The organism is Nocardiopsis sp. LDBS1602 (genome assembly GCF_035818715.1).
GTDB lineage: Bacteria > Actinomycetota > Actinomycetes > Streptosporangiales > Streptosporangiaceae > Nocardiopsis > Nocardiopsis alba.
Window position 1 is genome coordinate 1,375,883 of the sequence record NZ_JAYLVW010000001.1, and the last position, 24,018, is coordinate 1,399,900.

The following is a 24,018-nucleotide window of genomic DNA, read 5'->3' on the forward strand; positions in this document are numbered from 1 at the left end:
ACCGGGCCCCGGAGCGCCCTCAGTGCGCGGCGTCATGCCAGTTCTGCCCGCTGCCGACCGAGACACCCAGCGGAACACGCAGATCATAGGCCGTGCCCATCTCGTGCGTCACGAGGTTTTCGACCGCCTCACGCTCGCCCGGAGCGACCTCCACCACGAGTTCGTCGTGCACCTGCAACAGCACCCGGGAGGCGTGCCCGCCCTCGGTGAGCGCCGCGTCCACCTGGAGCATCGCCACCTTGATGATGTCGGCCGCCGAACCCTGGATCGGCGCGTTGAGCGCCATCCGCTCGGCCATCTCCCGCCGCTGACGGTTGTCGCTGGTCAGGTCGGGCAGGTAACGCCGCCGGCCCAGGATCGTCTCGGTGTAGCCGACCTTGCGTGCCTGCTCCACCACCTCGTGGAGGTAGTCGCGCACCCCGCCGAAGCTGGCGAAGTAGTCCTCCATGAGCTTCTTGGCCTCGTCAGGGGCGATCCCCAACTGCTGGGAGAGACCGTAGGCGCTCAGCCCGTAGGCCAACCCGTAGCTCATCGCCTTGATCCGGGAACGCGCCTCCCCGTCGACCTCCTCCACGTCGATGTCGAACACCTGCGCCGCCATGTGCGCGTGGAAGTCGTAGCCGCTGTTGAAGGCGTCGATCAACGCCTGCTCACCGGACAGATGCGCCATGATCCGCAATTCGATCTGGCTGTAGTCGGCCGTCAACAGCTCCTGGTAGCCCGGGCCCACCACGAACGCCCGCCGGATACGACGCCCCACGTCGGTGCGGATCGGGATGTTCTGGAGGTTGGGGTCGGTCGAGCTGAGCCGGCCGGTCGCCGCCACCGTCTGGTTGAAGGTCGTGTGGATGCGGTCGTCGTCGGCGATCGTCTTGATCAGACCCTCGACCGTGGTCCGCAGCTTGGTCTGGTCGCGGTGGTGCAGCAGCACCCCCGGCAGTTCGTTGTCGCTCTGGGTCGCCAGCCACGCCAACGCGTCCGCGTCGGTGGTGTACCCCGTCTTGATCTTCTTGGTCCGGGGCAGCCCCAGGTCCTCGAAGAGCACCTGCTGCAACTGCTTGGGCGAGCCCAGGTTGAACTCACGCCCCACGATCTCGTGCGCCCGGGCCACCGCCGCGCGCCCTGCCGCGGCGAACTCGCCCTGGAGCTCCTCCAGGTAGGGACGGTCCGCGGCGATACCGGCCCGCTCCATCCTGGCCAGCACGTCCACCAGCGGCAGCTCGACCTCGCGCAGCAGATGTTCGCCCCCACGACGGTCCAGCTCGGCGGAGAGCACCACGGCCAGGTCGCGGACGGCGGCGGCCCGCACCGCGAGCCCGTGTCCGCGCCCGTTCTCGACCTCCTCGCCCAGGTCCAGGGAGAGCTGGGCGCCGTCGTCCTTCTCCTCCAGCTCCAGACCCAGGTACTTACGGCACAGGTCGAGCAGGTCGAACCGGCGCTGCCCGGGCTGGACCAGGTAAGCGGCCAACGCGGTGTCGCTGACCACCCCGCCCAGTTCCCAGCCGTGCGCTCCCAGGGCCAACAGCGCGCCCTTGTACTCGTGCACCACCTTGGGCCGCGCGGGGTCGGCCAGGAAGGCCGCCAGAGCCTCATGGTCGGAGGCGTCCAGAAGGGTGGGGTCCACGAACAGCGAGGCACCGCCCGCGACCGTCACCGCGAGCCCGTCCACACGGCCGGTGCCCTGCCCCCAGGTGCCCTCCAGGGCGATCCCGGCGGGGGCCGCCCCGGTGACACCGTCCGCCGAGGCGTGCTCGGTGAGCCAGTCGGCCACCCGGCCGGTCTCGGCCACGGTCACGTCCACGTCGAAACCGGCGACGTCCGCGCCGTCCTCGGCCCCCTCACGGCCGTCGTCGCCGGTGCGCACCACCGCGTACAGCCGCTCGCGCAGGTTGGAGGCGAACTCCAGGTTGTCGAAGAGCGCGTCCACGCCGGCCCGGTCCGTCTCGCCCAGACCCAGGTCCCGCACGTCCGACTCCAGCGGCACCTCGGTGACCAGCTTGTTGAGCCGCTGGTTGCGCAGGACGTCGGCCAGGTGGTCGCGGAAGTTCTGCCCGGCCTTGCCGGTCACCTCGTCCGCGCGCTCGACCAGCGCCTCCAGGGAACCGAACTTCGTGATCCACTTGGCCGCGGTCTTGGGGCCGACCCCGGGCACGCCCGGAAGGTTGTCGGCCTTCTCCCCCACCAGGGCGGCCAGGTCGCGGTAGCGCTCGGGCGGCACCCCGTACTTGTCCTGGACCGCCTCGGGGTCCATCCGGCGCAGGTCGGACAGGCTCTTGCCCGGGTAGAGGACCGTGCAGTCCTCGGTGACGAGCTGGAAGGCGTCCCGGTCGCCCGAGGCGATCAGCACCTCCATCCCCGCCTCGCAACCCTGGTGCGCCAACGTCGCGATGACGTCGTCGGCCTCGAAGCCGGGCGCGGACAGGTTGGTCACCCCGATCATCCGCATCAGGTCCTGGGTGAGCGGAACCTGGGAGGGGAACTCCGGCGGGGTCTCGGACCGGCCCCCCTTGTAACCGTCGTACTCCTCGTCCCGGAAGGTGGGACCGGACAGGTCCCAGGCCACCGCCACATGGGTGGGCTCCTCATCGCGCAAGAGCTTCACCAGCATGGAGGCGAACCCGTACACGGCGTTGGTCGATTGCCCGGTACTGGTCCCGAACTTCTCCACCGGCAGCGCGAAGAAGGCACGGAAGGCCATCGAGTGGCCGTCCAGAAGGAGCAGGCGGGGACGCCCACCGGCGGTCGGGGCTGTCTGTTCGGGGGTCTCTCGCTTGGTCACCACAGGTGAGATCTTAGGATGCGCCGCGGACACTCCGAGGCCATCACCACGAGAACACCACCCGACCCCGGCCGGTTCGACCGGGTAAGGGACCACCTGAGCGGATCGAAAGGCACCATCATGAGTACAGACGCCGGGGAACTGCGGGATCTACTGGAGTCCGGCGCCCTCTCCGCGGGCCTGGGCGAGACGATGGGCATCGAGATCACCGAGGCCACGGCCGAGCGTGTCGTGGGCCGTATGCCGGTGGAGGGCAACCGCCAGCCCTTCGGGCTCCTGCACGGAGGCGCCTCCTGCGTCCTGGCCGAGTCGCTGGGCTCGATCGGCTCCAGCATCCACGCCCACGGCTTCGACCGCGTCGCCGTGGGCATCGAGATCAACGCCACCCACCACCGCTCCGCGGTCGAAGGCCACGTCACCGGTGTCGCCACCCCCGTCCACCTGGGCCGGACCCTGTCCACCTGGGAGATCGTCATCACCGACGACCAGGGACGCAAGGTCTGCACCTCCCGCCTGACCTGCATGCTGCGGGACAAGCCGAACGGCGCCCCCCAGGGAACCTGAGCCCGACTTCACGAACAACCCCAGAACGACTACCGAAGGCCCGCCCCGGCAAGAGCGCCACCGCCCGGGGCGGGCCTTCTCGCATATGGACGGAGTGCCACGAGAACACGCCCGCCGCCCGGGCCGCACCCTCAGGAGGCACGACGTGGCACCGAGTACCCGATGACCACAGCTTCATAACGGCACGGAGGCGAGTAGGACGCAACCACTCCCCCACACTTCCCGAAGCCGAACTTACGTGATTAAGCTCCCCTAAAGTTCCTGATTAAGCCATGCCACACATCAAGGGCATCAGAACACATCCTCACCATCGGCACGGCCACCCCCCGACCCAGGCCGTGCGACGCCGGTTGAACGGAGCGACCACGATCATGGCAAGCAAGAAGGTCCTAGGATTCACCGCCGCGACCGCGGCCCTGGTACTGGGGCTGACCGCGTGTGGCAACGGCGACGGAGGTGACGAGTTCACCTTCGGGATCCTCTACCCCCAGACCGGTGCCCTCGCCTTCCTCGGCCCGCCCCAGATCGCCGCCGCCGAATACGCCATCTCCGAGATCAACGAGGCCGGCGGCATCCTCGGCGCCGAGGTCCCCGCGATCGTCGAGGGTGACGAGGCCGGCGACGGCGCCCAGGCCAACGAGGCCGCCAACAGCCTCGTCAACAGCAACGTCAACGCCGTCATCGGCGCGGCGGCCTCCGGCATGACCCAGGCCACCTACGACACCATCACCGGTGCCGAGATCGTCCAGTGCTCGGGATCCAACACCGCCCCCGACCTGACCGACATCGACGACGGCGGCTACTTCTTCCGCACCGCGCCCAGCGACCTGATGTCCGGCCCCGTGCTGGCCCGCAAGATCGTCGAGAACAACCAGCTCAGCGTCGGCATCGTCGCCCGCGCCGACGACTACGGCAACGGCTACCTCGGCGCGGTCAAGGACGAGCTCGAGGGCCTGGGAGCCGAGGTCGTCCTCACCGAGACCTACGACCCCGACGCCACCAGCTTCGACTCCGTCATCAACGCCGTGAGCAGTGAGGAGCCCGACGCCGTCGCCCTCATCTCCTTCGAAGAGGGCGCCCAGGTCGTCGCCGAGCTCCTGGAGAGCGGCCTCGAAGGCGACCAGCTCTACATCACCGACGGCCTCAACGACCCCGACCTGGGCACCACCGTCAACGAGAACGACCCCAGCGTCGTCGAGGGCATCACCGGTGTGGCCCCCGGTGCGGACAACCCCGAGTTCAACGAAGGACTCCGCGAATCCGCGCCCGACCTGGACGTCTTCCAGTTCGCGCCCCAGGTCTACGACTGCGTCACCGCCATCGCCCTGGCCGCCGAGTCCGCCGGCTCCACCTCCCCGGCCGACTACGTCGAGCACCTCCCCGAGATCAGCCGCCCCGACGGCACCGAGTGCGGCACCTTCGCCGAATGCCGCGACCTCTTGGAGAACGACGAGAAGATCGACTACCAGGGCGTCAGCGGCAACATCGACTTCGACGACAACGGCGACCCCACCTCCGCCACCTTCGAGGTCTTCCACTACGGCCCCGACGGCCACGAGGTCCTCGGCTACGAGGAGTACTCCTCCGAGGAGTGACCTCCCGGGCGTAACGCCCCCGAGGTGAGACCACCAGCGACACCCAGACGCGCCCATCGGGGGTGCGGGGCCCCGCCCCGCACCCCCGTACGGCTGTCATCCCCCGGACACGGTCGTCCCCCACCCCGCCTGACCGCCACACGACCCAGGAACCCCACTCGAACGGACCCCCATGACGACCCGACCAGCCCTGGCACTGTCCACAGCGGCCCTCGCCCTCGTACTCGCCTCCTGCTCCCTCACCGGGGACACCGAGGACACCTTCACCTACGGGATCCTCTATCCCCAGACCGGATCCCTGTCCTTCCTCGGCCCCGCCCAGATCGCCGCCGCCGAATACGCCATCTCCGAGATCAACGAGGCCGGCGGCATCCTCGGCGCCGAGGTCCCCCCACCCGTCCGGGCCGACGAGGGCGGTGACAATACCCGGGCCGACGAGGCCGCGAACGGCCTCGTGAGCGACGACGTCAACGCCGTCATCGGCGCCGCCTCCTCCGCCATGAGCCAGGCCACCTACGACACCGTCACCGGAGCCGGCATCGTCCAGTGCTCCGGCTCCAGCACCGCCCCCGACCTGACCGACATCGACGACGACGGCCGTTTCTTCCGCACCGCCCCCAGCGACCTCATGGCCGGCCCCGTCCTCGCCCGGCGCATCGCCGACGACGGCAACACCTCCGTCGCCGTCGTCGCCCGCGCCGACGGCTACGGCACCGGCTACCTCACCACCGTCGAAGAGGAACTCCGCGCCCTCGACATCGACGTCGTCCTCACCGAGACCTACGATCCCGACAGCACCAACTTCGGCGCCGTCGTCGGCGGCATCGTCGAGGCCGCCCCCGACGCCGTCGCCCTCATCTCCTTCGAAGAGGGCGCCCAGGTCATGGCGGCGCTCCTCGAAAGCGACATCGGGGGCGAGCGGTTCTACCTCACCGACGGCCTCAACGACCCCGGCCTCGCCGAGACCATCACCGTGGACGCCCCCGGCCTCATCGAAGGCACCACCGGGGTCGCGCCCAGCGCCGACAACCCCGAGTTCAACGAAGGACTCCGCGCCTTCGCCCCCGAACTCGACGTCTTCCAGTTCGCGCCCCAGGTCTACGACTGCGTCACCGCCATCGCCCTGGCCGCCGAATCCGCCGGCTCCACCTCGCCCGAGGAATACGTCGAACACCTCCCCGAGATCAGCCGCCCCGACGGCACCGAGTGCACCGCCTTCGCCGAATGCCGCGATCTGCTCGCCGAGGGGCAGAGCATCGACTACCAGGGCGTCAGCGGAGACATCGACTTCGACGACAACGGCGACCCCACCTCCGCCACCTTCGAGGTCTTCCACTTCGGCCCCGACGGCTACGAGATCCTCGACTACGTCGACTACAGCGCCGACGGCCACTGACCGACGGGCGCACCGCGCGAGGAACGAAGAGAGGGGGTGGGCCCGCGGGCCCACCCCCTCCTCGTACCACCGGATCACCCCTTGGCGAGCGTCCCCAGGTACAACTCGATCACGTTCGGATCGTTCAACAGATCCCGCCCCGAACCCGTATAGGCGTTACGCCCCTGATCCAGGACGTATCCACGATCACAGATCTGTAGACACCGCCGGGCGTTCTGCTCCACCATGATCACCGAGACACCCGTGGAGTTGACCTCCTTGACCCGCTGGAAGACCTCCTCCTGATAGATCGGCGACAACCCCGCCGTCGGCTCGTCCAACAACAGCACCGACGGGTTCATCATCAACGCCCGACCCATCGCCACCATCTGACGCTCACCGCCCGACAGGGACCCGGCCTTCGCCCGACGCCGCTCCCCCAACAACGGGAACAACTCCGAGACCACCGCGAACCGCTCCGAGAACGTCCGAGGACGCAGGAACGCCCCCATCTGCAGGTTCTCCTCGATCGTCAGGGAGGGGAACACGTTCCGCGTCTGCGGAACGTAACCCACGCCCCGCTCCACCAGGCTGTGCGCCGGCAACCCGGCGATACTCGAACCCCGCAGCGTCAACGAGCCCTCGCGCACCGGGATCAGACCGAAGATCGTCTTGATCAACGTCGACTTGCCCGCGCCGTTCGGCCCGATGATCGCCACGACCTCGCCCTCGGTGAGCGTCAGGGTGCACCCGTTGAGGATGTTCACCCCGGGCACGTAGCCGGCCACCATGTCCCTGGCCAGAAGCAGGTAATCCTCCGGACCGCCCACCTCCACCGCGGCGGCCTCCGCCTGCTCCAGAAGCTCCTCACGGTGCTCCTGGACGGCGGACGCCTCCGCCGCCTCGACCGGAACCTCCTCCGGCCCGGAACCCGAGGCCCCATTGCCCTCACTCATCGCCACTCACCGAGCCCTCGTCCTCGACCTCCTGGGCACCCAGGTAGGCGTCGATCACCTGCTGGTTCGACCGGATGTCCGAAGGACGACCCTCCGCGATCACCCGCCCCTGCGCCAACACCACGATCCAGTCGCTGATCCCCATGATCACGTCCATGTCGTGCTCCACGAACAGGACCGTCTTGCCCTCGTCGCGCAACGACGTGATGTGGTGCAACAACGACTGCACCAACGCCGGGTTCACCCCCGCCATCGGCTCGTCGAGCATGATCATGCTCGGATCGGTCATCAACGCGCGCGCCATCTCCAGCAGCTTGCGCTGACCACCCGACAACGCCCCGGCCATGTCCCGACGCTTGTCGATCAGCTTGAAGCGTTCCAACAGGTCCAGAGCACGCTCGGTGTTGACCTTCTCCTGCCGACCCCACACGGAGCGCAGGAACGCGCCCCCCATCCGCTCGCCCGTCTGCCCCTGCGCTCCCAACAACATGTTGTCGAGCACCGACAGACGCGTCAGCGCCTTGGTCAACTGGAAGGTCCGCACCATCCCGGCCCGGGCCACCTGGTGACCCCGCTTGCCGTTGATCGACCTCCCCTCGAACGTCCACCGACCCGAGTCGACCCGGTCGAACCCGGTCAACAGGTTGAAGCACGTCGACTTGCCCGCGCCGTTCGGCCCGATCAACGCCGTGATCGTGCCCCGCTGGACCTCCAGATGCTCCACGTCCACCGCGGTCAGACCGCCGAAGGAACGCTTCACACCGTCGACCACCAGAATCGGATCCGACTTGGCCGACCCCGGCTCGGGCAGCGCCCCCGCCATCCGGTCGACGACCGCCGCGGAACCGTTCACCTCGTCACTTGACATTGACCAACATCTCCTTGCGGTCGCCGATGAGCCCCTGCGGACGGAAGACGATCAACAGCACCAACATCACACCGGCGAAGGCCAACTGGATCGCACCGAAGTCCGGACCCGACAGGAAGGGCAACCAACCCTCGCGCCCCATCCACCTCAAGAGCCCGTCGGTGAAACTCATCAAGAACCAGAACGCCATCGAACCGAGAATCGGACCGAACACACGACCCGCGCCGCCCAACAGCAGGATCACCCACAGGAAGAACGTCACCTGCGGCTTGAACTGGTCCGGCTGGATCGCCCCCTGGTGCATCGCGAGCATCGCGCCCGCCAGAGCACCCAGCAGACCGCCCAGGACCAACGCCTGCATCTTGTAGGCGAACACGTTCTTACCGAGGCTGCGCACCGCGTCCTCGTCCTCACGGATGCCCTTGATCACACGCCCCCACGGGCTGTGGATCAACAACCAGGTCAACAACACGGCCAGACCCACCAGGCCCCACGCCACCGTCATCAACCACAGCTGGTTGCCCGTGAACACGAACGAACCGAAGCCGTACCGCGCGCCCCCGTCGAACGGATTCACCGCGCGAAACCCCGACGACAGGTTCTGCAACCCGTACACGCCATTGGTCACCGGCTCGGCGAAACCCGCCCGGTACACAAGACGCAGCACCTCCGCCGCCGCGATCGTCGTGATCGACAGGTAGTCCGCCCGCAACCGCAGCGTCGGAATACCCAACAGCAACGCCAACACCACGGCACAGGCCAGACCCACCAGGAACCCGACCGACACCGGCAGACCGAAGACCGCCACGCTGATGCCGACGCCATAGGCGCCCACCAGCATGAAGCCGACCTGGCCGAAGTTCAGCAACCCCGTGTACCCGAAGTGCATGTTCAGACCGACCGCCGCCAGCGCGTAGATCGCGGCGATCGGACCCACCGCGGATCGGGCGGCCTCGGCGAGGATCATGAGAATATCCATCGTCAACCTCTCCTAGCCGACCCGCTCGCGCTGCCCGAGCAGACCCTGAGGCCTGACCAACAGCATGAGGATCATCAGGGCAAGAGCCCACGCCTGCATCAACTGCGTGGGGAACCACAGGGTGGACAACATCGCCACCAGACCGACCGAGATACCGCCGACCATCGCTCCGTACGCCGTGCCCAGACCACCGAGGATCACCGCGGCGAACATCAGCAACAGAAGACGGAAACCCATCTCGTAGTCGACGACCTGGTTCAAACCGAAGAGCACACCGCCCAGCGACGCCAGACCGCCACCGAGCAGCCACACGTACAGCGTCACCCGGTCCACGTCGATACCGGAGGACTCCGCCAGATCCCGGTTGTCCGAGACCGCGCGCATCGCCTTTCCGATCCGCGTGAACTGCAACAGACACGCCACCAGCACCAGGACCACCACGGCCACGCCCATGATCACCAGATCCCGGGGCGGCATCGAGATCGGCCCGATGTGCACCAGCTCCTGCACCTGGAAACCCGCGTAACGCGACCGGTTCGCACCGAACATCACCAGGATCACGTGCCGCAGGACCAACGCCAGACCGATCGAGACGATGAACATCTGGATCAGCGCGACATTGCGCTTGCGCAGCGGACGCCACAGGTAACGCTCCAACGAGCCGCCCAACACGGCGCCCATGACCACCGCGATACCGGCCGCCGCCCACAGCGGCACCTTCCACCCCAGATCCGGGAAGAAGACGCCCAGCACCGTCGCCAGGGCGATACCGGCCATCACCGACACCCACTGAAGGGCGACCAGGACCGTACGGCCGAGCCTGCCCTCCATGAAGGCGCCCAACAGGACCGCCACACCCAGACCGGCGAAGATCGCCAACAGCGAATTGCCCATACCGGCCGCGCCCGAACTGAACAGCAACGCCATCATCGCGCCGAAGGTGACCATGTCACCGTGCGAGAAGTTGATGACCTGCGTCGTCCCGAAGATCAGCGACAGACCGATCGCGGAGACCGCGATGACCAGGCCGAACAGCAGACCGGCCGCGGTCAGCTGCACGAAGCGCTCGCCGAAGCCGCCGCTGACGCCCTCGACCTCCACCGACTCGTCCTCGGCCGACGACCCCTCGTCGTCGCCCTCGGTCGCCTCGTCGTCCGGAGAGGGAGACTCCGACCGCTCGGCCTCCGCACCCGACGAGGCCCCGGCCACGTCCAGAAGAACGATGAACGGCCGCCGGTCTCCGGACTCGACCTCGACCTCCGCCTCACCGTTCGAGAGCATCGGCGTCTCACGAACGGCGAAATCGTCGGGGATGGACTCCTGGTCCACCACCACACGGTAGGTGCCCGGTCCGGGCAGCTCCGCTTCCCACATTCCATCGGGGTCGGTGGCCGCCGCCACGATCTCGTCGCCCTCCTGGAAGACCGTGATCTCGATGCCCTCGACACCTTGATCACGATCATCAGGCTGAACGATCTGACCGTGCAGCGATTCACCGCCCTCTTCGTCTGCCGTCGCCGCCGCCCCCGGGATCACCAGGAATGCGGTGATCAGGGCGAGCAACACGGTCACGAGGCGTGTGCGCACGCGCGCTCCTTGCGCATCTGAGGTAGGTGGCACCCCTATATGAGGATTCGGGGGCCACTGTCCTTTAGCTGTTCGGTGCGGTGAGTTTAGCCCGATTTATGCCGACCATTCAGCGCCGCTTAAGCCACGTGACCCAACCGTCACCCCATTGTGCGCAAGCGATATCAAATCGGTACGGGATACGCATTGACCCTGAACACCCGTTCAGAAATATGCCGAGAACACGAACTGATCAGGGACGTGAACCCACCGTCGGTGTCCGAACGACCACTCACGGAACAACCCGCGCACACGAAGAAGGGGCCGCGCCCCACACGGGACACGGCCCCTGATCGATCCGATCCACGGCGGGCGTTCAGCCCGCCTACGGAACCTTCGTTAGCCCTTCTGACCTCCGAGGGTCTCCACCACGGTCTCCGCGACCTTGCGCATCGTCAGCCGGCGATCCATCGAATTCTTCTGGATCCACCGGAACGCCTCCGGTTCGCTCATCCCGTGCCGGCTCTGCAACAGCCCCTTGGCCTGCTCCACGACCTTGCGCGTCTCCAGACGATCCTGGAGATCGCCCACCTCCGCCTCCAACGCCGCCAACTCGGCGTAACGGGAGGTGGCCATCTCGATCGCCGGCACCAGGTCCGACTTGCTGAAGGGCTTGACCAGATAGGCCATCGCCCCCGCCTCACGCGCGCGCTCCACCAGTTCACGCTGGGAGAAGGCCGTCAGGATCACGACCGGGGCGATCCGCTCGGCGGCGATCCGCTCGGCGGCCGTCAGTCCATCGAGCACCGGCATCTTGATGTCGGTGATCACCAGGTCGGGACGGTGTTCCCGGGCAAGCCTGATGGCGGCCTCCCCGTCGCCGGCCTCGCCCACGACGGCATAGCCGTCCTCTTCGAGCATCTCCTTGAGATCCAGGCGGATCAGGGCCTCGTCTTCCGCGATCACCACACGGCTCTGCGTCCTCGTCACGTATACGAGGTTACCGAGATCCGCTAGTATGCTGTTCGTCGGCCCCGGCAATGCCGGTCGATCGTGACCCCACCGTTGACCGCGCGTCACCGGAACCGACAGCAGAAAAATTTCAGAGAAACACTTGACAAGTGCACTCGCCCCGATATTCCAACCGGCAGAGAAGATGAGCTCAAACCTCATACAGTGTGGGTTCGAATCCCACTCGGGGCACAGATCGGCCACTCGCCATACGCGGGTGGCTTTCTTGCTGTTCAGAGGCCTCCAAATCGGAATGTCGTATGCGTGAGCGAACATGCACGCTATGTACTCACGCGAGATCGTCGACGAGACCTTCCGACTCAAGGCCCAAGGCCTGACCGACAAAGAGATCGCCGCTCGATGTGGTGTCTCCCTACGCGCTCTCCGTCACTGGCGCTACGGCACCCGCCGGGGCCCCGAGGTCGAGGCCAGGCGAGCGGATCGAACCACGTACTGCCCCAGGTGCTCGACGGGGCCCCTCCACGAGGAGGCCTACTCCTACCTTCTCGGCGCGTATCTGGGCGATGGCCATATCACCGAGAACAAGAACAGGCCCGGCGTCCATACGTTGTGGATCCTCTATGACAAGAAGTACCCCCAACTGATCGCCTACTGTCGAGCGGCGATCGAAGCGGTCTTCCCGGTCAAGGTGTTCATGGCCGACCGGCCGGGCTGTACGGCGATCAAGGCCGCGTCGAAGCACTGGCCGTGCGTCTTTCCCCAGCACGGCCCCGGCAAGAAGCACGACCGCCCCATCCTCTTGGAACCCTGGCAGCGACGGATCGTGGACGAACATCCGCAGGCCCTCATACGAGGCCTCGTCCACTCCGATGGATGTCGTGTCATCAACCGAATACGCAAGGCCTCCTCGGGGGCCGAAGAGGAGTACCACGAGTACCCGCGCTATCACTTCACGAACGCGTCGACGGACATCATCGACATCTTCACCCACGCCTTGGACCGACTGGACATCGCGTGGAAGATCCATGTGAACAAGCGAATGCCCCGCTACCGGGACGCCCATATCGTCTCGATCTCGCGCAAGGACGCGGTGGCGCGGATGGACACCTTCGTGGGACCCAAGTACTGACCTCCGGGAATGTCGTATGCGTGAGCGAACATGCACGCTATGTACTCACCTCATGACAGGCGCCTGGCCGTCTCTCTGCTCGATTCCGGAATCTCCTCCACCGAAGTGAGCCGGCGGACGGGGATCGACCGTTCCACCCTCCGCGAGTGGACTCGAGACCGTTCTCTCGTGGACAGGTATCTCGGTACCGACCTCTGCCCCCGCTGCGAGCCGATCCCCCGCCCTCCCTCCAGGCCCGATGCCTACGCCTATCTTCTGGGGCTCTATCTGGGGGACGGTTGTCTGACCCCGGCGGGAGATCCGACCAAGGGGGTCTGGCGGTTACGGATCATGTGCTCCGACGACCGGCCCGGGCTGATCGATGAGTGTGCCCGGGCTCTGGCGCTGATCCGTCCGGATCACGTGGTCTCCCGGGTTCCCTCGCAAGGCTGCACCGAGGTGCACGGGAACTGGAAGCACTGGCCGTGTCTTCTCCCCCAACACGGCCCCGGCAAGAAGCACGAACGCCGCATCGTCCTGGAGCCCTGGCAGCGACGGATCGTGGACGAGCACACCGGACCCTTCGTCCGTGGCCTGATCCACTCCGATGGTTGTCGTCTGGTCAACCGGGTGAAACGGAAGACGCCGAAGGACGGGCGGACGCATTACGAGTATCCGAGGTACCAGTTCGTGAACGTCTCGGTCGACATCGTGGAGCTGTTCACCGAGGCCCTGGATCGGCTGGGCATCGCTTGGAAGAGGCACGTGCAACGTCGCGAGGAACCGCGTCGTGACCTGCATGTCGTATCCGTGTCCAAGCGGGACGCGGTGGCGCGGATGGACGGCTTCGTGGGGCCCGAGTACTGAGCCGCCCGCCCGGACGATCCGTCCTTCTCGTTCGGGCGGGCGGGGACGCTCAGCGCTCGCTCTCCTCCCAGCGCTTGCGGACCTCCTCGGTGATCTCCTTCATGGGGGTGCGCTGGGTGACGCGGATGTGGTTGCCGAAGGGGTCGCGCAGGGCGCAGTCGATGCCGTAGGGCTGTTCGACGGGTTCCTGGGTGAACTCGACGCCCTTGGCGCGGAGCTCCTCGTAGGTGGCGCGGCAGTCGTCGGTGTCGAGGACGGCGGCGAGCCCGAGGGCGCCCTTGGTGGTGAGGTCGCGTACCCGGGCGGCGGTCTCCTCGCTGAGAGCGGGTGGTCCGGGGACCTCCAGGAGGATCTCGTGGTCGGGGTCGTCTGGCAGGGCGATGGTGAGCCATCGCATGAAGCCGAGGTCGACGTCGCTCGATACCCGGAATCCGAGTGTGCCGACGTAGAAGTCGAGGGCCTCGTCCTGGTCGAGGACCTGGATGGAGGTGATGCCGATGCCTGTGAACATGTTCGAACGCTATGCCGAGGGGGTGGGGATGTGCTTATCCGAAACCGCCGTGTCGGGTCCAGGCCTTGATGAAGCAGGCGGGTACGTGGACGGGTGCCACTTCGGCCCGGTAGCGGGTGGGTGGGCGGCCGATGACCTCGGTGAAGGTGCGGCTGAAGGTGCCGAGGCTTTCGAAGCCGACCATGAGGGCGATGTCGGTGACGGGGGTGTCGGTGTCGCGGAGGAGGGCGCAGGCGCGTTCGAGGCGGCGTCGTCGCAGGTAGCGGTAGGGGGTCTCGCCGAAGGTGTCGCGGAAGAGGCGGGTGAAGTGGGAGGGGGACAGGTGGGCGAGGCGGGCGAGCGCGGGGACGTCGAGGGGGTGGGCGTAGTCGCGGTCCATGGCGTCGCGGGCGCGGAGGAGTCGCAGGTTCTGTCTTTCGCGTTCGCGGTTCATGGTCGGCCGTCTCCTTCGGTGGTGGCGGGCCGAGTGTAGGGGCGGGGTCAGACGGAGCGGAGGTGGTCGCGGAGGGTGCGGGCGACGCGCCCCATGAGGGCTTCGGCGGCGGGTTGGTGGCGTGAGGGGACCTGGGAGGCGGTGAGGGCGGCGATGGCGTAGACCTCGCCGTTCTCGTGTTCGACGACGCCGATCTCGTGGCGGTGGTTGAGGACGGTGCCGGTCTTGGAGGCCCAGGTGGAGGCGTCGGTGGTGAAGTCGGGGGCGAGGCGGTGGCGGATGGCGTTGTCGGCCATGAGTCCGCGTACGCGTCGGGCGACGTCGGGGTGGATGGCGGTGGGTCGCCAGAGGGCTTGGAGGAGTTCGATGTGGGCTCGGGCGGAGCCGGAGTTGGCGAGGGTGACGTCGAGTTGGGGGATGTCGTGTCCGCGTCCGTCGGTGCCGGCGCGGATGGCGAGGGTCTGGGCGAGGTGGTTCTCGTCGGGGGCGAGGCGCTCGGCGGGTGTGGAGCCCAGGCTCTTGATGCTGTGGCGGACGGTGATGCCGTGGATGTCGTGTTCGCGGAGGAGGCGGTCGACGGTCTCGGGCGGGGTGAGGTCGAAGAGGGCTTCGGCGGCGGTGTTGTCGCTGAGGCAGGTGCTGAGGTGGAGGAGGTCGTCGATGGCGATGGTGACGGGGTGGCGGAATTTGCTGAGGCCGAAGGGGCCGGTTCCGGGTGGTCCGGTGACGGCCGGGGCGGGGGTGATCTCGATGCGGGTGGCGCCGTCGAGTTCGCCTTGGTGGATGCGGTGGAGGGTGGCGAGGGCGAGGGGGACTTTGACGAGGGAGGCGGTGGCGTATTCGGTGTCGGGGTCGATTCCGATCTCGTGTCCGGTGTGGAGGTCGCGGACGAGGAAGGAGGCGTGGAGGCCGGCTTCGTCGAGTTCGGTGCGCAGGTGGTGGGTGATCACGGGGTGTGGGCTCCGAGGCAGCGGGCGATGTGCGGGTGGAGGTGGGTGCGGAGGGTTTCGGCGTGTTCTCCGGTGATGGTGTGGTCGCGGGTGGGTCGTATCTCTCCGATGGGACGCCAGTGGAGGTCGAGTCGTTCTGCTTGGGCGGGTGTGCAGAGGAGGAGGTCGTCGCTGGTGAGGACTTCGGCGGTGGCGGTGCTGAGGTCGGTGGCGAGGGTGATCTGGGCGGGGTGGAGTCCGAGTGAGGTGCCGGTGCGGGTGAGGGGGTCGCGGATGTGGGGGGTGTCGTCCTCGGGTTGGATCCAGAGGCGTCGGCGGGGTGTGGTGTCGGTGCGGCCGGCTCGGAGGGTTTCGAGGTAGAGGGTGTGGGCGGCGGGGGGTCGGTGGGCGGCGAGGCCGAGGGGGGCGCTCCAGTGGGCCTGGTCGGGTGGGACGGCGGTGAGGGCGGTGCGGACCTGGTGGGTGTGGAGGAGGTGGGTGCGTTGGGCGGGTGGTGCGGGGTGGGGTTCGAGGTTGAGGTCGTGTTCTCGGGCGTGGGCGGTGAGGTGGGCGAGGTCGAGTGTGGTGCAGGTGGTGGGGACGGCGATGCGCAGTGGTGTGCGGCGGGCGGTGGCGGCGTCGTGTTCGAGGGTGTGGGCGAGGTCGATGAGGCGGCGTGCGGCGGGGAGGACGGCGTGTCCGAACTGGGTGAGGGTGGGGTGGCGTGTGGAGCGGTCGAAGAGGGGGGCGCCGAGGTGTTTCTCGAGTGCGGCGATGCGTCGGCTGGCGACGGGTTGGGGGATGCGCGCGGCGGCGGCGCCGTGGGTGAAGCTGCCTCGGTCGCTGACGTGGACGAAGGCGACGCAGGCTCCTACGAGGTCCATGAGGTGGGATCATACCGAAAACGCATGGGATTGATCGTTTCCGTCTTGGACGGCATGGGCGGGGTGTGGTGAGACTACGGGGGCGGGCCGGCTCCGGTCCGTTCTCTCGATCTCCTGGGGGTCTTTGTCATGTGGAGTCCTGTGCGGTCCGGCCTGGTCGCGGCGTTGGCCTTGGTGCCTTTGGTGGGTTGTGGCACCGCCGGGGAGGGCGCTTCGGAGGAGGTGTCGTCGGCGGACGCGCTGGTGGACGTGGAGGCGGAGTTCGAGGCCTTGGAGGCCGAGTACGACACGCGTCTGGGTGTGTACGCGTTGGACACGGGTTCGGGTGAGGAGGTGGAGTTCCGAGAGGATGAGCGGTTCGCCTTCGCTTCGACGTTCAAGTCGTTGTTGGCGGGGGTGGTGTTGTCGGAGAACTCGTTGGAGGAGATGGAGCGGGTGATCACCTATGACGAGGACGCGCTGGTGTCCCACTCCCCCATCACCGAGGAGAACGTGGGGACGGGGATGTCGTTGTTGGAGTTGTGCGACGCGACGGTCCGGTTCAGTGACAACGCGGCGGCGAACCTGTTGTTGGAGGAGTTGGGCGGCCCCGAGGGGTTCACGGAGTCCTTGGAGGAGCTGACCGGGGACGATGTGACGACCCTGGACCGGTATGAGACGGATATGAGCGCGGCGGTCCCGGGTGATGAGCGGGACACGAGTACTCCGGAGGCTCTGGCGGGGAGTCTGGAGGCGTTCACGTTGGGGGACGTGCTTCCGGAGGATCGTCGTGAGGTCCTGGTGGACATGTTGGTGCGCAATACGACGGGCGACGCCGTGATCCGGGCGGGTGTGCCCGAGGGCTGGGTCGTGGGCGACAAGACCGGGACCGGCGGCTATGGGACGCGTAACGACATCGCGGTGGTGTGGCCGGAGGAGGGCGATCCGATCGTGCTGGCGGTGTTGTCGACCATGGAGGTGGAGGACGCCGAGCCTCAGGACTCGTTGATCGCGGAGGCCACCGAGGTGGTGGTGGAGGCGCTCGGGTAGGGCGTTTCCGAGGTTCTCGCGGGGTTCCGGTCGCCGGGTCGTGTGCGGCCGGAACCTTCGTATCTACCCAGCCCTTTCGACCCGTAATAGGCCTTTTGTCACTTTTAAGTGATCCCAGCGGCCTGAACCGGTCACATCACGGCCACAACCTGAGTACAACCTGTGGCTCAGGGCGCCGAGAACACTCGATGTCCCTGATCCTTGATGCGGAAAGCCCGGTCCGGACGGGCTTGCGCGAGGAGAGGGGAAGCGGGTGTTGACCGCGGTGGCCGGGGTGATCGGCGCGCTGGTGATCGGTGCCTGGGTCGTGGTGGCCTGGGGGTCCCGGCGTCGTCAACCGTGGCTGTGGGCTCCGGTGGCCCTGTTCGCGGTCGCGCTGGTCGCCCTGGATCTTCCCGGCTGGTCGTTCGTTCCGTTGGCCGTCCTGGCCGGCGGCTCGTTCGCCGAACTGGTCGTGGGGGCGCGGGAGCACCCCACGATCCGCACCAAGACACCCGACGCCCCCTTGAGCACCGAGCGGTGGGCGGCCGCGGTGGCCGCCCCGTTCCGGGTGGCCCTGGCCGAGCCGTGGGACGTGGTGGCCCGTCCGAGTCTGCGTCGCCGTTATCGGAGGATGTTGGAGCGCCAGTGGGGCGTGGTCGACCGTGATTCGCTGTTGGCGGCGGTCGACGGTCTGTTGGAGGAGTTGCGCAACGGTCCGAGCCTGGATCTGGTGGTGGACCTGAAGGCGGGGCTGGCCCGGTCGCGTTTTCCCGACGGTGGCGCGGACACCGGTGCGATGGTGCGATTGACGTCCGAGCAGGTGACGCGTCTGCGGACGGTGACCGGTGTCTCCGAGGGCGACGAGACGGTGATGATCGGCGCCTACCAGTGGTGGAAGTCGGTGCACGTCATCCGGCTGGTGTGCGGCGGGGCGACGTTGGACTGGTTGAGTCCGGTGGAGACGCAGACGTTGTTGCGTCGGGTGGCCTCGGATCTCCAGCGCCGCTATTCCTCGTGGGGGCGGTTGTCGTCGGCGTTCCACGCCGGTTATCTGCTGTGGCCGGATCGTCGGGTGGAGATCGACGAGGGCGACGCGGATCGGGTGTGGGTGGCGCTGGGGCTTCTGGACGAGGATCCGCGTAGTCCCTGGAATCTGTTGCCGTGGGACATGCCGTTGGAACGGGTGTCCTTCGAGGGCGGGGTCTCCTCCGGTCAGGAGTGATCCCCGCGTCTCCGGCCGACCGCACCGGTCGGCCCGGAACGCTCTGGCGCGGCTCATACGCCGAGCTCCGGGCCGGACCTGATGCGGCCCGTGGGGTGCGCCGTCGTGGCGCCGTGCGTCAGCTGCTCAGGGAGACGGTGTCTCCGAGGCGGTGGACGCGCAGGAAGTTGGTGGAACCGGGGGTTCCGGGCGGGCTTCCGGCGACGATGACGATCTTGTCGCCCTTGTTGTAGTCGCCGAGACGGAGGAGCTCGCTCTCGACCTGGCGGACCATGTCGTCGGTGTTGTCGACCCAGGGCACCAGGTTGGTCTCGGCTCCCCAGGTGAGGGAGAGCCGTCCGCGGGTGCTCGCCTCGGTGGTGAAGGCCAGCAGCGGAATGGGGGAGCGATAGCGGGCCAGGCGCCGCGCGGTCTCACCGGACATGGTGAAGGCGACCAGGGCCTTGGCTCCGACGGTGGCGCCGATCTCGGCCGCGGCGCGGGCGATGGCCCCGCCGGTCGTCTCGGGCACCCGGTTGAGGATGTGCGAGGCCCGCAGGGATTCCTGCTCGGCGGCGCCGACGATGCGGGCCATGGTCTCGACGGTCTCGATGGGGTACTTGCCGACGCTGGTCTCTCCGGAGAGCATGACGGCGTCCGCTCCGTCGAGGACGGCGTTGGCGACGTCGGAGGCCTCGGCGCGGGTGGGCCGGGGGGCTCCGATCATGGACTCGAGCATCTGCGTGGCGACGATGACCGGCTTGGCCTTGTCGCGGCAGCGTTCGATGGCGCGCTTCTGCACCATGGGAACGTTCTCGAGGGGCAGCTCGACGCCCAGGTCGCCTCGGGCGACCATGACACCGTCGAAGACCTCGATGATGTCGTGGAGGCGTTCGACCGCCTGGGGCTTCTCGATCTTGGCGATGAGGGGGACGGTGATGCCCTCCTCGTCCATGATGCGGTGGCATTCCTCGGCGTCGGCCGGGCTGCGGACGAAGGAGAGGGCGACCATGTCGACGCCCTGGTGGAGGGCCCAGCGCAGGTCCTCCTCGTCCTTGTCGGTGAGAGCCGGGACGCTGACGGCCACTCCGGGGAGGTTGAGTCCCTTGTGGTTGGAGACGGGTCCGCCGAAGATGACGCGGGTCTGGACGTCCGTGCTGGTGGTCTTGGTGCACTCCAGCACGACGCGACCGTCGTCGATCAGGACGCGGTCGCCGGGGCGGACGTCGCCGGGGAGTCCCTTGTAGGTGGTGGAGACCCGGGTGGAGTCGCCGGGGACGTCCTCGGTGGTGATGGTGAACTCGTCGCCTTCGGCGAGTTCGATGGGCCCGTCGGGGAAGGTGCCGACGCGGATCTTGGGGCCTTGGAGGTCCGCGAGGACGCCGACGGCCCGGCCCGCGTCCTTGGCGGCCTGCCTGAGGTTGGTCAGACCGGCGAGGTGGTCATCGTGGGTTCCGTGGCTGAGGTTGAGTCGCGCGACGTCGAGACCGGCGTCCACGAGACGCCGGAGGGTCTCCGGGCTCGAGGTGGCGGGTCCCAGGGTCGCGACGATTTTTGCTCTACGTGTCACACGTATCACTTTAGAGCGTTCGGAGGATGAAGTGGTCTAAACCAGGTTGCGATCCGTCGTATACGAGGTGCTGCGGGGGTGAATTCGGTGACCCTCCGTGAGGGCCAGGGGGTGCGCTCCGGGGGTGGCGGGAGGCCTGGGATCGTTGCCCTGTCAGGGTTCTCGTCATCCTTCGGAGGGTTCAGTGGTGTCCGAACGTGACCGTGTCCTGGCCGCTCTGTCGGCCGAGGCGACCTCTTTGGAAAACGCCCTTTCGGGCCTGTCGGAGCGCGAGGCGGTCTATACCACTCGGTGTCCTCCGTGGGACGTGGCGGCGTTGGCGGTCCACACGGTGGGCTCCTTGTACCAGACGACGGTGGCGTTGGAGGGCCCCTCCCCCGCCGCCGCGGAGGTGTCGGTGTCCGCCTTCGGCTATTACCGGCCCGAGGTCCGTTTCTCCCCGGAGGTGAACCGGGCGCGGGTGGAGAGCGCGGTGGAGAAGGCGGCCCGGCGGTCGGACGCCGGGGAGCCGGGGCGGGTGTTGGGTCGCGTCCGGCGGGAGCTGTCGGCGCGTCTGGCAGTCGAGCCGCTCGACCGGGCCGTGCGGACCCGGCATGGGGACGCGATGACGTTGACGGACTACCTGGTGACGCGGGTGATGGAGCTGTCGTTGCACGGGCTGGACCTGGCGGACGCGTTAGGCCGGGATCCGTGGATCTCCCCGGAGGGGCTGGTCCTGGTCCGCGATGTCCTGTTCGGGGCCGCGGATCGTGACGCGTTGGAGCGGGTGCTGCCGGGGGTGTGGGACGGCGGTGAGGCGACGGTGGCGGCCGTGCGCGCGGTGACGGGGCGTTCGTCGGAGCGGGTGGAACGTTCCGTTCTGGAGGCGGCCGGGGCGCGTCTTCCGGCGTTGGGCTGAGGTGTTCCGCCTCCGGCCCCTCCCCGGAGCCGGAAGCGGAACGTCGTCAACGGGCGCGGCGCGGCCGGGGGAGGTCCGGGACCAGGTGTCCGTAGGCGCGCAGGATGCGCAGGCGCTGGATGGTGCGCATCCCTTCGCGTTCGAAGGTCGCGGTGGTGTCCCAGTGGTCCCAGCAGGCGTCCCAGCCCCCGTCGGGGCGCTGCTGGTCCTCGAACACCTCGAGGTTGTGTTCGATCTCGGTGTCGGTGAACAGGGGCCGGGCGATGTGGTGGGGGTGCGATGCCAGGTCCAACGGAGTGTGGACGTGGCCGGTGGCGCGCGGATGCACGTCGATGACGGCGCGGATCATGGTGGACAGGTGGTTCATCGCGGTCAGCGCGCGTGGCCGGTCGGGCACGTACTGGAGGAATCGGCAGATGCCGATGGCCTCGTGCGGGTCGGTCCAGCCGAGCGCGTCGATCCTCTTCCAGCAGAAGGCCGTGGCGTGGTCGCGCCACGGGTGGGTGATGTGGTTCTTGTGCAGCAACCCCGTGATGCTCGCGGTGACGTCGAGACGACTGGAGAAGTCGGTGGTGTGCTGGTACCAGGGCGCGGCCTCGGTGTGGCGGACGTTGGGCAGCACGTCGGGCAGCCCTCCGTCGTCGTTGGAGACCGAGGTCAGGTAGCGACAGACGCCGTAGCCGAGATCCTCGGGGATCGTTCCCAGTTCGTCGAGGTAGCGCAGGGCCAGTTCGGTGGCCACGGGCTGGCTGGAGTGCCCACGCAGGTCGGGGTCGAGGCTGTTGCCGTAACCCCCGTCGAGATTGCGGTGGGCGACCAGGGCGGCACGCACGGGTTCCGCCGGTCCGGACTGGAAGTGGTAGGCGAAGCGGTGCCGGTCGACGAGCCGGGCGCTGCGCATGATGAAGTGCTCTGCTGCGCGGTAGGAGTCCCAGGTCACAACGGTCATGCTTCGACGGTAAGCACACATACCCGGTGGGTGAATAGCGCGACGGGGATCCATTCGCGATCTTTACGCCCGGTTCTCAGAGGAGTGGCGTTGGCGACGTCTGTGGAGGATGAGGGCACCGATCCAGGACACCGCGACGCTGAGGGCGACGAGGAGCTGGACGGTGAGGAGATGCTCCCGCGGGTAGACCACGCCGGTGAGGTAGTGCTCGATGAAGCCGCCGGGCGGGAGTCCGGCCTGTCCGGCCCTCTCACGGCCCCAGGTCTCGATGTCGGTGAGGGGGCAGTCCCAGCCGATGAGGGTGATGCCGAGCCCGTAGAGCGCGCAGGCCATGTGCGGCCAGAGAGCGGGGAGGCGATACCAGGCGAGGTAGCCGCCGACGGCCACGTAGACGAGGAAGGCCATGTGAAGGACCATGGCCCCTTCGCCGACGAGCCGGTAGATCATCCTTCGAGGGTAGGTGTCGGTCGCGGAGGGTGTCATCCCTCGGCGGGGGAGGGGCCGAGACGAACCCGGCCCCTCCCCCGCTCGACCTGCCCCTAGACCAGAGGGCGGGCGGTGGGCGGGATGGCGGTGGGCAGGTCGCCGCCCCCGCCGAGCGCCCGGTCGACGGCGGCCGCGGCGGAGCGGCCCTCGGCGATGGCCCAGACGATGAGCGACTGGCCCCGCCCCATGTCCCCGGCGCAGAAGACGCCGTCGACGCTGGTGCGGTATTCGGCGTCGCGGACGACGTTGCCGCGGCCGTCGAGTTCGACGCCGAGCTCGTCGAGCAGGCCCTCCTTCTCGGGGCCGACGAAGCCCATGGCGAGGGTGACGAGGTCGGCGGGGATCTCGCGTTCGCTGCCCTCGACGGGTTCGAAGCCGTTCGGGCCGCGTTCGACGTCGACGAGCTTGAGGGCACGGACGTGGCCTCGTTCGTCGCCCAGGAACTCCAGGGTGTTGACGGAGTAGATCCGGCGGCCGCCCTCCTCGTGGGCGCTGGTGACCTTGTACAGCATCGGCATGGTGGGCCAGGGCTGGTGGTCGGGGCGCTTGGTGGGCGGCTTGGGCATGATCTCCAGCTGGGTGACCGAGGCCGCCCCCTGCCGGTGGGCGGTGCCGACGCAGTCGGCGCCGGTGTCGCCGCCTCCGATGACGACGACGTGCTTTCCGCGCGCGTCGATGGGGGCCTGTTCGAGGTCGCCCTCCTGGACCCTGTTGGCCAGGGGCAGGTACTCCATGGCCTGGTGGATACCGTCGAGTTCGCGGCCGGTGGCGGGCAGGTCCCGCCACCGGGTGGCGCCGCCGGTGAGGACGACGGCGTCGTGGTCCGCCCTGAGCCGTTCGGCGGTGATGTCGACGCCGACGTCGACCCCGGTGCGGAAGGTGGTGCCCTCGGCGGTCATCTGGGCGAGGCGGCGGTCGACGTGCCGCTTCTCCATCTTGAACTCGGGGATGCCGTAGCGGAGGAGGCCTCCGGCGCGGTCGGCGCGTTCGTAGACGGTGACGTCGTGGCCGGCGCGGGTGAGCTGCTGGGCGGCGGCGAGTCCGGCGGGCCCGGAGCCGACGACGGCGACCTTCCTACCGGTGCGTCGGGTGGGGGGCAGGGGTCGGACCCAGCCCTCCTCCCAGGCGCGGTCGATGATGGAGACCTCGACGTTCTTGATGGTGACGGCGGGCTGTGAGATGCCGAGCACGCAGGCGGATTCGCAGGGCGCGGGGCACAGTCGGCCGGTGAACTCGGGGAAGTTGTTGGTGGCGTGGAGTCGTTCGATCGCCTCGGCCCAGTCGTGGGTGTGGACGAGGTGGTTCCACTCGGGGATGAGGTTGCCCAGGGGGCAGCCGTTGTGGCAGAAGGGGATGCCGCAGTCCATGCAGCGGGAGGCCTGTCGGGTGACGGTCCCCCGGTCGAGGTCCTCTTGGACCTCGCGCCAGTCCTGGATGCGCACGTCGACGGGTCGGTGGGCGGGGAGCTCCCGCTCGGTGATCTTCAGGAAACCCTTGGGGTCGGCCATGTTCTTCCT

General features: G+C 68.1%; 22 protein-coding genes and 1 tRNA gene. 9 read left to right on the top strand and 14 right to left on the bottom strand.

Translation table 11 applies throughout. From position 1 onward, the window contains the following. Positions 1-19: 19 nt before the first annotated feature. Positions 20-2,782 (bottom strand): DNA polymerase I, encoded by a 2,763-nt coding sequence (gene polA / locus U9J66_RS06295; protein ID WP_326337284.1) that lies wholly within the window; start codon positions 2,780-2,782, stop codon positions 20-22. 117 nt (positions 2,783-2,899) lie between these two features. On the opposite strand from polA, the gene U9J66_RS06300 reads away from it, so the two are divergent. From U9J66_RS06300 to U9J66_RS06310, 3 genes are all read left to right on the top strand, one after another. Continuing rightward, positions 2,900-3,343, top strand: coding sequence for a PaaI family thioesterase (locus U9J66_RS06300; RefSeq protein ID WP_017534037.1), 444 nt, complete (start codon positions 2,900-2,902; stop codon positions 3,341-3,343). Positions 3,344-3,714: 371 nt separating this feature from the next. Continuing rightward, the gene (locus tag U9J66_RS06305) at positions 3,715-4,938 is read left to right on the top strand and encodes an ABC transporter substrate-binding protein (protein ID WP_026124907.1); all 1,224 of its coding nucleotides are present in this window, start codon (positions 3,715-3,717) and stop codon (positions 4,936-4,938) included. 172 nt (positions 4,939-5,110) lie between these two features. Beyond that, entirely contained in the window at positions 5,111-6,334 is a 1,224-nt protein-coding gene (locus U9J66_RS06310) for an ABC transporter substrate-binding protein (RefSeq protein ID WP_017534039.1), read from the top strand. Positions 6,335-6,408: 74 nt separating this feature from the next. Here the strand turns inward: U9J66_RS06310 and U9J66_RS06315 are convergent, their stop codons facing one another. From U9J66_RS06315 to U9J66_RS06335, 5 genes are all read right to left on the bottom strand, one after another. Then, complete coding sequence (locus tag U9J66_RS06315; protein ID WP_026124908.1) at positions 6,409-7,269, bottom strand: ABC transporter ATP-binding protein; 861 nt, start codon at positions 7,267-7,269, stop codon at positions 6,409-6,411. Continuing rightward, positions 7,262-8,137, bottom strand: a complete 876-nt coding sequence (locus U9J66_RS06320; protein ID WP_026124909.1) for an ABC transporter ATP-binding protein — start codon at positions 8,135-8,137, stop codon at positions 7,262-7,264. The genes U9J66_RS06315 and U9J66_RS06320 overlap by 8 nt, the downstream gene beginning before the upstream one ends. After that, a complete protein-coding gene (locus U9J66_RS06325; protein ID WP_161111565.1) occupies positions 8,127-9,116 on the bottom strand; it encodes a branched-chain amino acid ABC transporter permease in 990 nt (329 codons plus the stop codon). The genes U9J66_RS06320 and U9J66_RS06325 overlap by 11 nt, the downstream gene beginning before the upstream one ends. A 12-nt stretch (positions 9,117-9,128) precedes the next feature. Next, entirely contained in the window at positions 9,129-10,703 is a 1,575-nt protein-coding gene (locus tag U9J66_RS06330) for a branched-chain amino acid ABC transporter permease (protein ID WP_017534043.1), read from the bottom strand. A 378-nt stretch (positions 10,704-11,081) separates the two neighbouring features. Next, the gene (locus U9J66_RS06335; RefSeq protein WP_014912456.1) at positions 11,082-11,651 is read right to left on the bottom strand and encodes an ANTAR domain-containing response regulator; all 570 of its coding nucleotides are present in this window, start codon (positions 11,649-11,651) and stop codon (positions 11,082-11,084) included. Positions 11,652-11,811: 160 nt separating this feature from the next. On the opposite strand from U9J66_RS06335, the gene U9J66_RS06340 reads away from it, so the two are divergent. From U9J66_RS06340 to U9J66_RS06350, 3 genes are all read left to right on the top strand, one after another. After that, positions 11,812-11,885, top strand: a tRNA-Leu gene (locus U9J66_RS06340). A 91-nt stretch (positions 11,886-11,976) separates the two neighbouring features. After that, on the top strand, positions 11,977-12,783 hold the full coding sequence (locus tag U9J66_RS06345; RefSeq protein WP_326337285.1) for an LAGLIDADG family homing endonuclease: 807 nt from the start codon (positions 11,977-11,979) through the stop codon (positions 12,781-12,783). A gap of 39 nt (positions 12,784-12,822) precedes the next feature. Next, positions 12,823-13,629 (top strand): transcriptional regulator, encoded by an 807-nt coding sequence (locus tag U9J66_RS06350; protein WP_326337286.1) that lies wholly within the window; start codon positions 12,823-12,825, stop codon positions 13,627-13,629. 49 nt (positions 13,630-13,678) lie between these two features. On the opposite strand, the gene U9J66_RS06355 is transcribed toward U9J66_RS06350, so the two are convergent. Genes U9J66_RS06355 through U9J66_RS06370 form a run of 4 tightly spaced genes read right to left on the bottom strand, consistent with a single transcriptional unit; the run spans position 13,679 to position 16,386 of the window. Further along, the gene (locus U9J66_RS06355; RefSeq protein ID WP_042280957.1) at positions 13,679-14,140 is read right to left on the bottom strand and encodes a VOC family protein; all 462 of its coding nucleotides are present in this window, start codon (positions 14,138-14,140) and stop codon (positions 13,679-13,681) included. A gap of 34 nt (positions 14,141-14,174) precedes the next feature. Then, positions 14,175-14,573, bottom strand: coding sequence for a helix-turn-helix transcriptional regulator (locus tag U9J66_RS06360; RefSeq protein WP_042280960.1), 399 nt, complete (start codon positions 14,571-14,573; stop codon positions 14,175-14,177). A gap of 47 nt (positions 14,574-14,620) precedes the next feature. Further along, positions 14,621-15,523, bottom strand: coding sequence for a serine hydrolase (locus U9J66_RS06365; protein WP_326337287.1), 903 nt, complete (start codon positions 15,521-15,523; stop codon positions 14,621-14,623). Then, positions 15,520-16,386, bottom strand: coding sequence for a LysR family transcriptional regulator (locus U9J66_RS06370; protein WP_014908293.1), 867 nt, complete (start codon positions 16,384-16,386; stop codon positions 15,520-15,522). Before U9J66_RS06370 ends, U9J66_RS06365 begins: the two co-directional genes overlap by 4 nt. A 129-nt stretch (positions 16,387-16,515) precedes the next feature. Between U9J66_RS06370 and bla the strand changes: the two genes are divergently transcribed. After that, positions 16,516-17,415: a class A beta-lactamase gene (gene bla, locus U9J66_RS06375; protein ID WP_193789602.1), complete on the top strand. Its 900-nt coding sequence runs from the start codon at positions 16,516-16,518 to the stop codon at positions 17,413-17,415. Positions 17,416-17,668: 253 nt separating this feature from the next. Then, positions 17,669-18,619: a DUF1266 domain-containing protein gene (locus U9J66_RS06380; protein WP_017534049.1), complete on the top strand. Its 951-nt coding sequence runs from the start codon at positions 17,669-17,671 to the stop codon at positions 18,617-18,619. 118 nt (positions 18,620-18,737) lie between these two features. On the opposite strand, the gene pyk is transcribed toward U9J66_RS06380, so the two are convergent. Next, the gene (gene pyk, locus U9J66_RS06385; RefSeq protein ID WP_026124910.1) at positions 18,738-20,168 is read right to left on the bottom strand and encodes a pyruvate kinase; all 1,431 of its coding nucleotides are present in this window, start codon (positions 20,166-20,168) and stop codon (positions 18,738-18,740) included. A 187-nt stretch (positions 20,169-20,355) separates the two neighbouring features. On the opposite strand from pyk, the gene U9J66_RS06390 reads away from it, so the two are divergent. Beyond that, on the top strand, positions 20,356-21,066 hold the full coding sequence (locus U9J66_RS06390) for a maleylpyruvate isomerase N-terminal domain-containing protein (protein WP_326337289.1): 711 nt from the start codon (positions 20,356-20,358) through the stop codon (positions 21,064-21,066). A 46-nt stretch (positions 21,067-21,112) separates the two neighbouring features. Here the strand turns inward: U9J66_RS06390 and U9J66_RS06395 are convergent, their stop codons facing one another. The 3 genes from U9J66_RS06395 to U9J66_RS06405 all read right to left on the bottom strand — a co-directional run bounded on the left by U9J66_RS06395 (position 21,113) and on the right by U9J66_RS06405 (position 24,009). Continuing rightward, complete coding sequence (locus U9J66_RS06395) at positions 21,113-22,006, bottom strand: prenyltransferase (protein ID WP_161112502.1); 894 nt, start codon at positions 22,004-22,006, stop codon at positions 21,113-21,115. Positions 22,007-22,078: 72 nt separating this feature from the next. Next, on the bottom strand, positions 22,079-22,462 hold the full coding sequence (locus U9J66_RS06400) for a DUF2784 domain-containing protein (RefSeq protein ID WP_041562221.1): 384 nt from the start codon (positions 22,460-22,462) through the stop codon (positions 22,079-22,081). A gap of 92 nt (positions 22,463-22,554) precedes the next feature. Beyond that, on the bottom strand, positions 22,555-24,009 hold the full coding sequence (locus U9J66_RS06405) for a glutamate synthase subunit beta (protein ID WP_017534053.1): 1,455 nt from the start codon (positions 24,007-24,009) through the stop codon (positions 22,555-22,557). Between the last annotated feature and the right edge of the window lie 9 nt (positions 24,010-24,018).

What these genes read in the sequence shown, in the direction of transcription:
- U9J66_RS06315 (WP_026124908.1), bottom strand. Translation starts at nt 7,269, where the DNA reads ATGAGTGAGGGCAATGGGGCCTCGGGTTCCGGGCCGGAGGAGGTTCCG.
- U9J66_RS06345 (WP_326337285.1), top strand. Translation starts at nt 11,977, where the DNA reads ATGTACTCACGCGAGATCGTCGACGAGACCTTCCGACTCAAGGCCCAA.
- U9J66_RS06310 (WP_017534039.1), top strand. Translation starts at nt 5,111, where the DNA reads ATGACGACCCGACCAGCCCTGGCACTGTCCACAGCGGCCCTCGCCCTC.
- U9J66_RS06350 (WP_326337286.1), top strand. Translation starts at nt 12,823, where the DNA reads ATGTACTCACCTCATGACAGGCGCCTGGCCGTCTCTCTGCTCGATTCC.
- U9J66_RS06370 (WP_014908293.1), bottom strand. Translation starts at nt 16,386, where the DNA reads ATGGACCTCGTAGGAGCCTGCGTCGCCTTCGTCCACGTCAGCGACCGA.
- bla (WP_193789602.1), top strand. Translation starts at nt 16,516, where the DNA reads ATGTGGAGTCCTGTGCGGTCCGGCCTGGTCGCGGCGTTGGCCTTGGTG.
- U9J66_RS06300 (WP_017534037.1), top strand. Translation starts at nt 2,900, where the DNA reads ATGAGTACAGACGCCGGGGAACTGCGGGATCTACTGGAGTCCGGCGCC.
- U9J66_RS06305 (WP_026124907.1), top strand. Translation starts at nt 3,715, where the DNA reads ATGGCAAGCAAGAAGGTCCTAGGATTCACCGCCGCGACCGCGGCCCTG.
- U9J66_RS06325 (WP_161111565.1), bottom strand. Translation starts at nt 9,116, where the DNA reads ATGGATATTCTCATGATCCTCGCCGAGGCCGCCCGATCCGCGGTGGGT.
- U9J66_RS06320 (WP_026124909.1), bottom strand. Translation starts at nt 8,137, where the DNA reads ATGTCAAGTGACGAGGTGAACGGTTCCGCGGCGGTCGTCGACCGGATG.
- U9J66_RS06405 (WP_017534053.1), bottom strand. Translation starts at nt 24,009, where the DNA reads ATGGCCGACCCCAAGGGTTTCCTGAAGATCACCGAGCGGGAGCTCCCC.
- U9J66_RS06360 (WP_042280960.1), bottom strand. Translation starts at nt 14,573, where the DNA reads ATGAACCGCGAACGCGAAAGACAGAACCTGCGACTCCTCCGCGCCCGC.
- U9J66_RS06355 (WP_042280957.1), bottom strand. Translation starts at nt 14,140, where the DNA reads ATGTTCACAGGCATCGGCATCACCTCCATCCAGGTCCTCGACCAGGAC.
- U9J66_RS06400 (WP_041562221.1), bottom strand. Translation starts at nt 22,462, where the DNA reads ATGATCTACCGGCTCGTCGGCGAAGGGGCCATGGTCCTTCACATGGCC.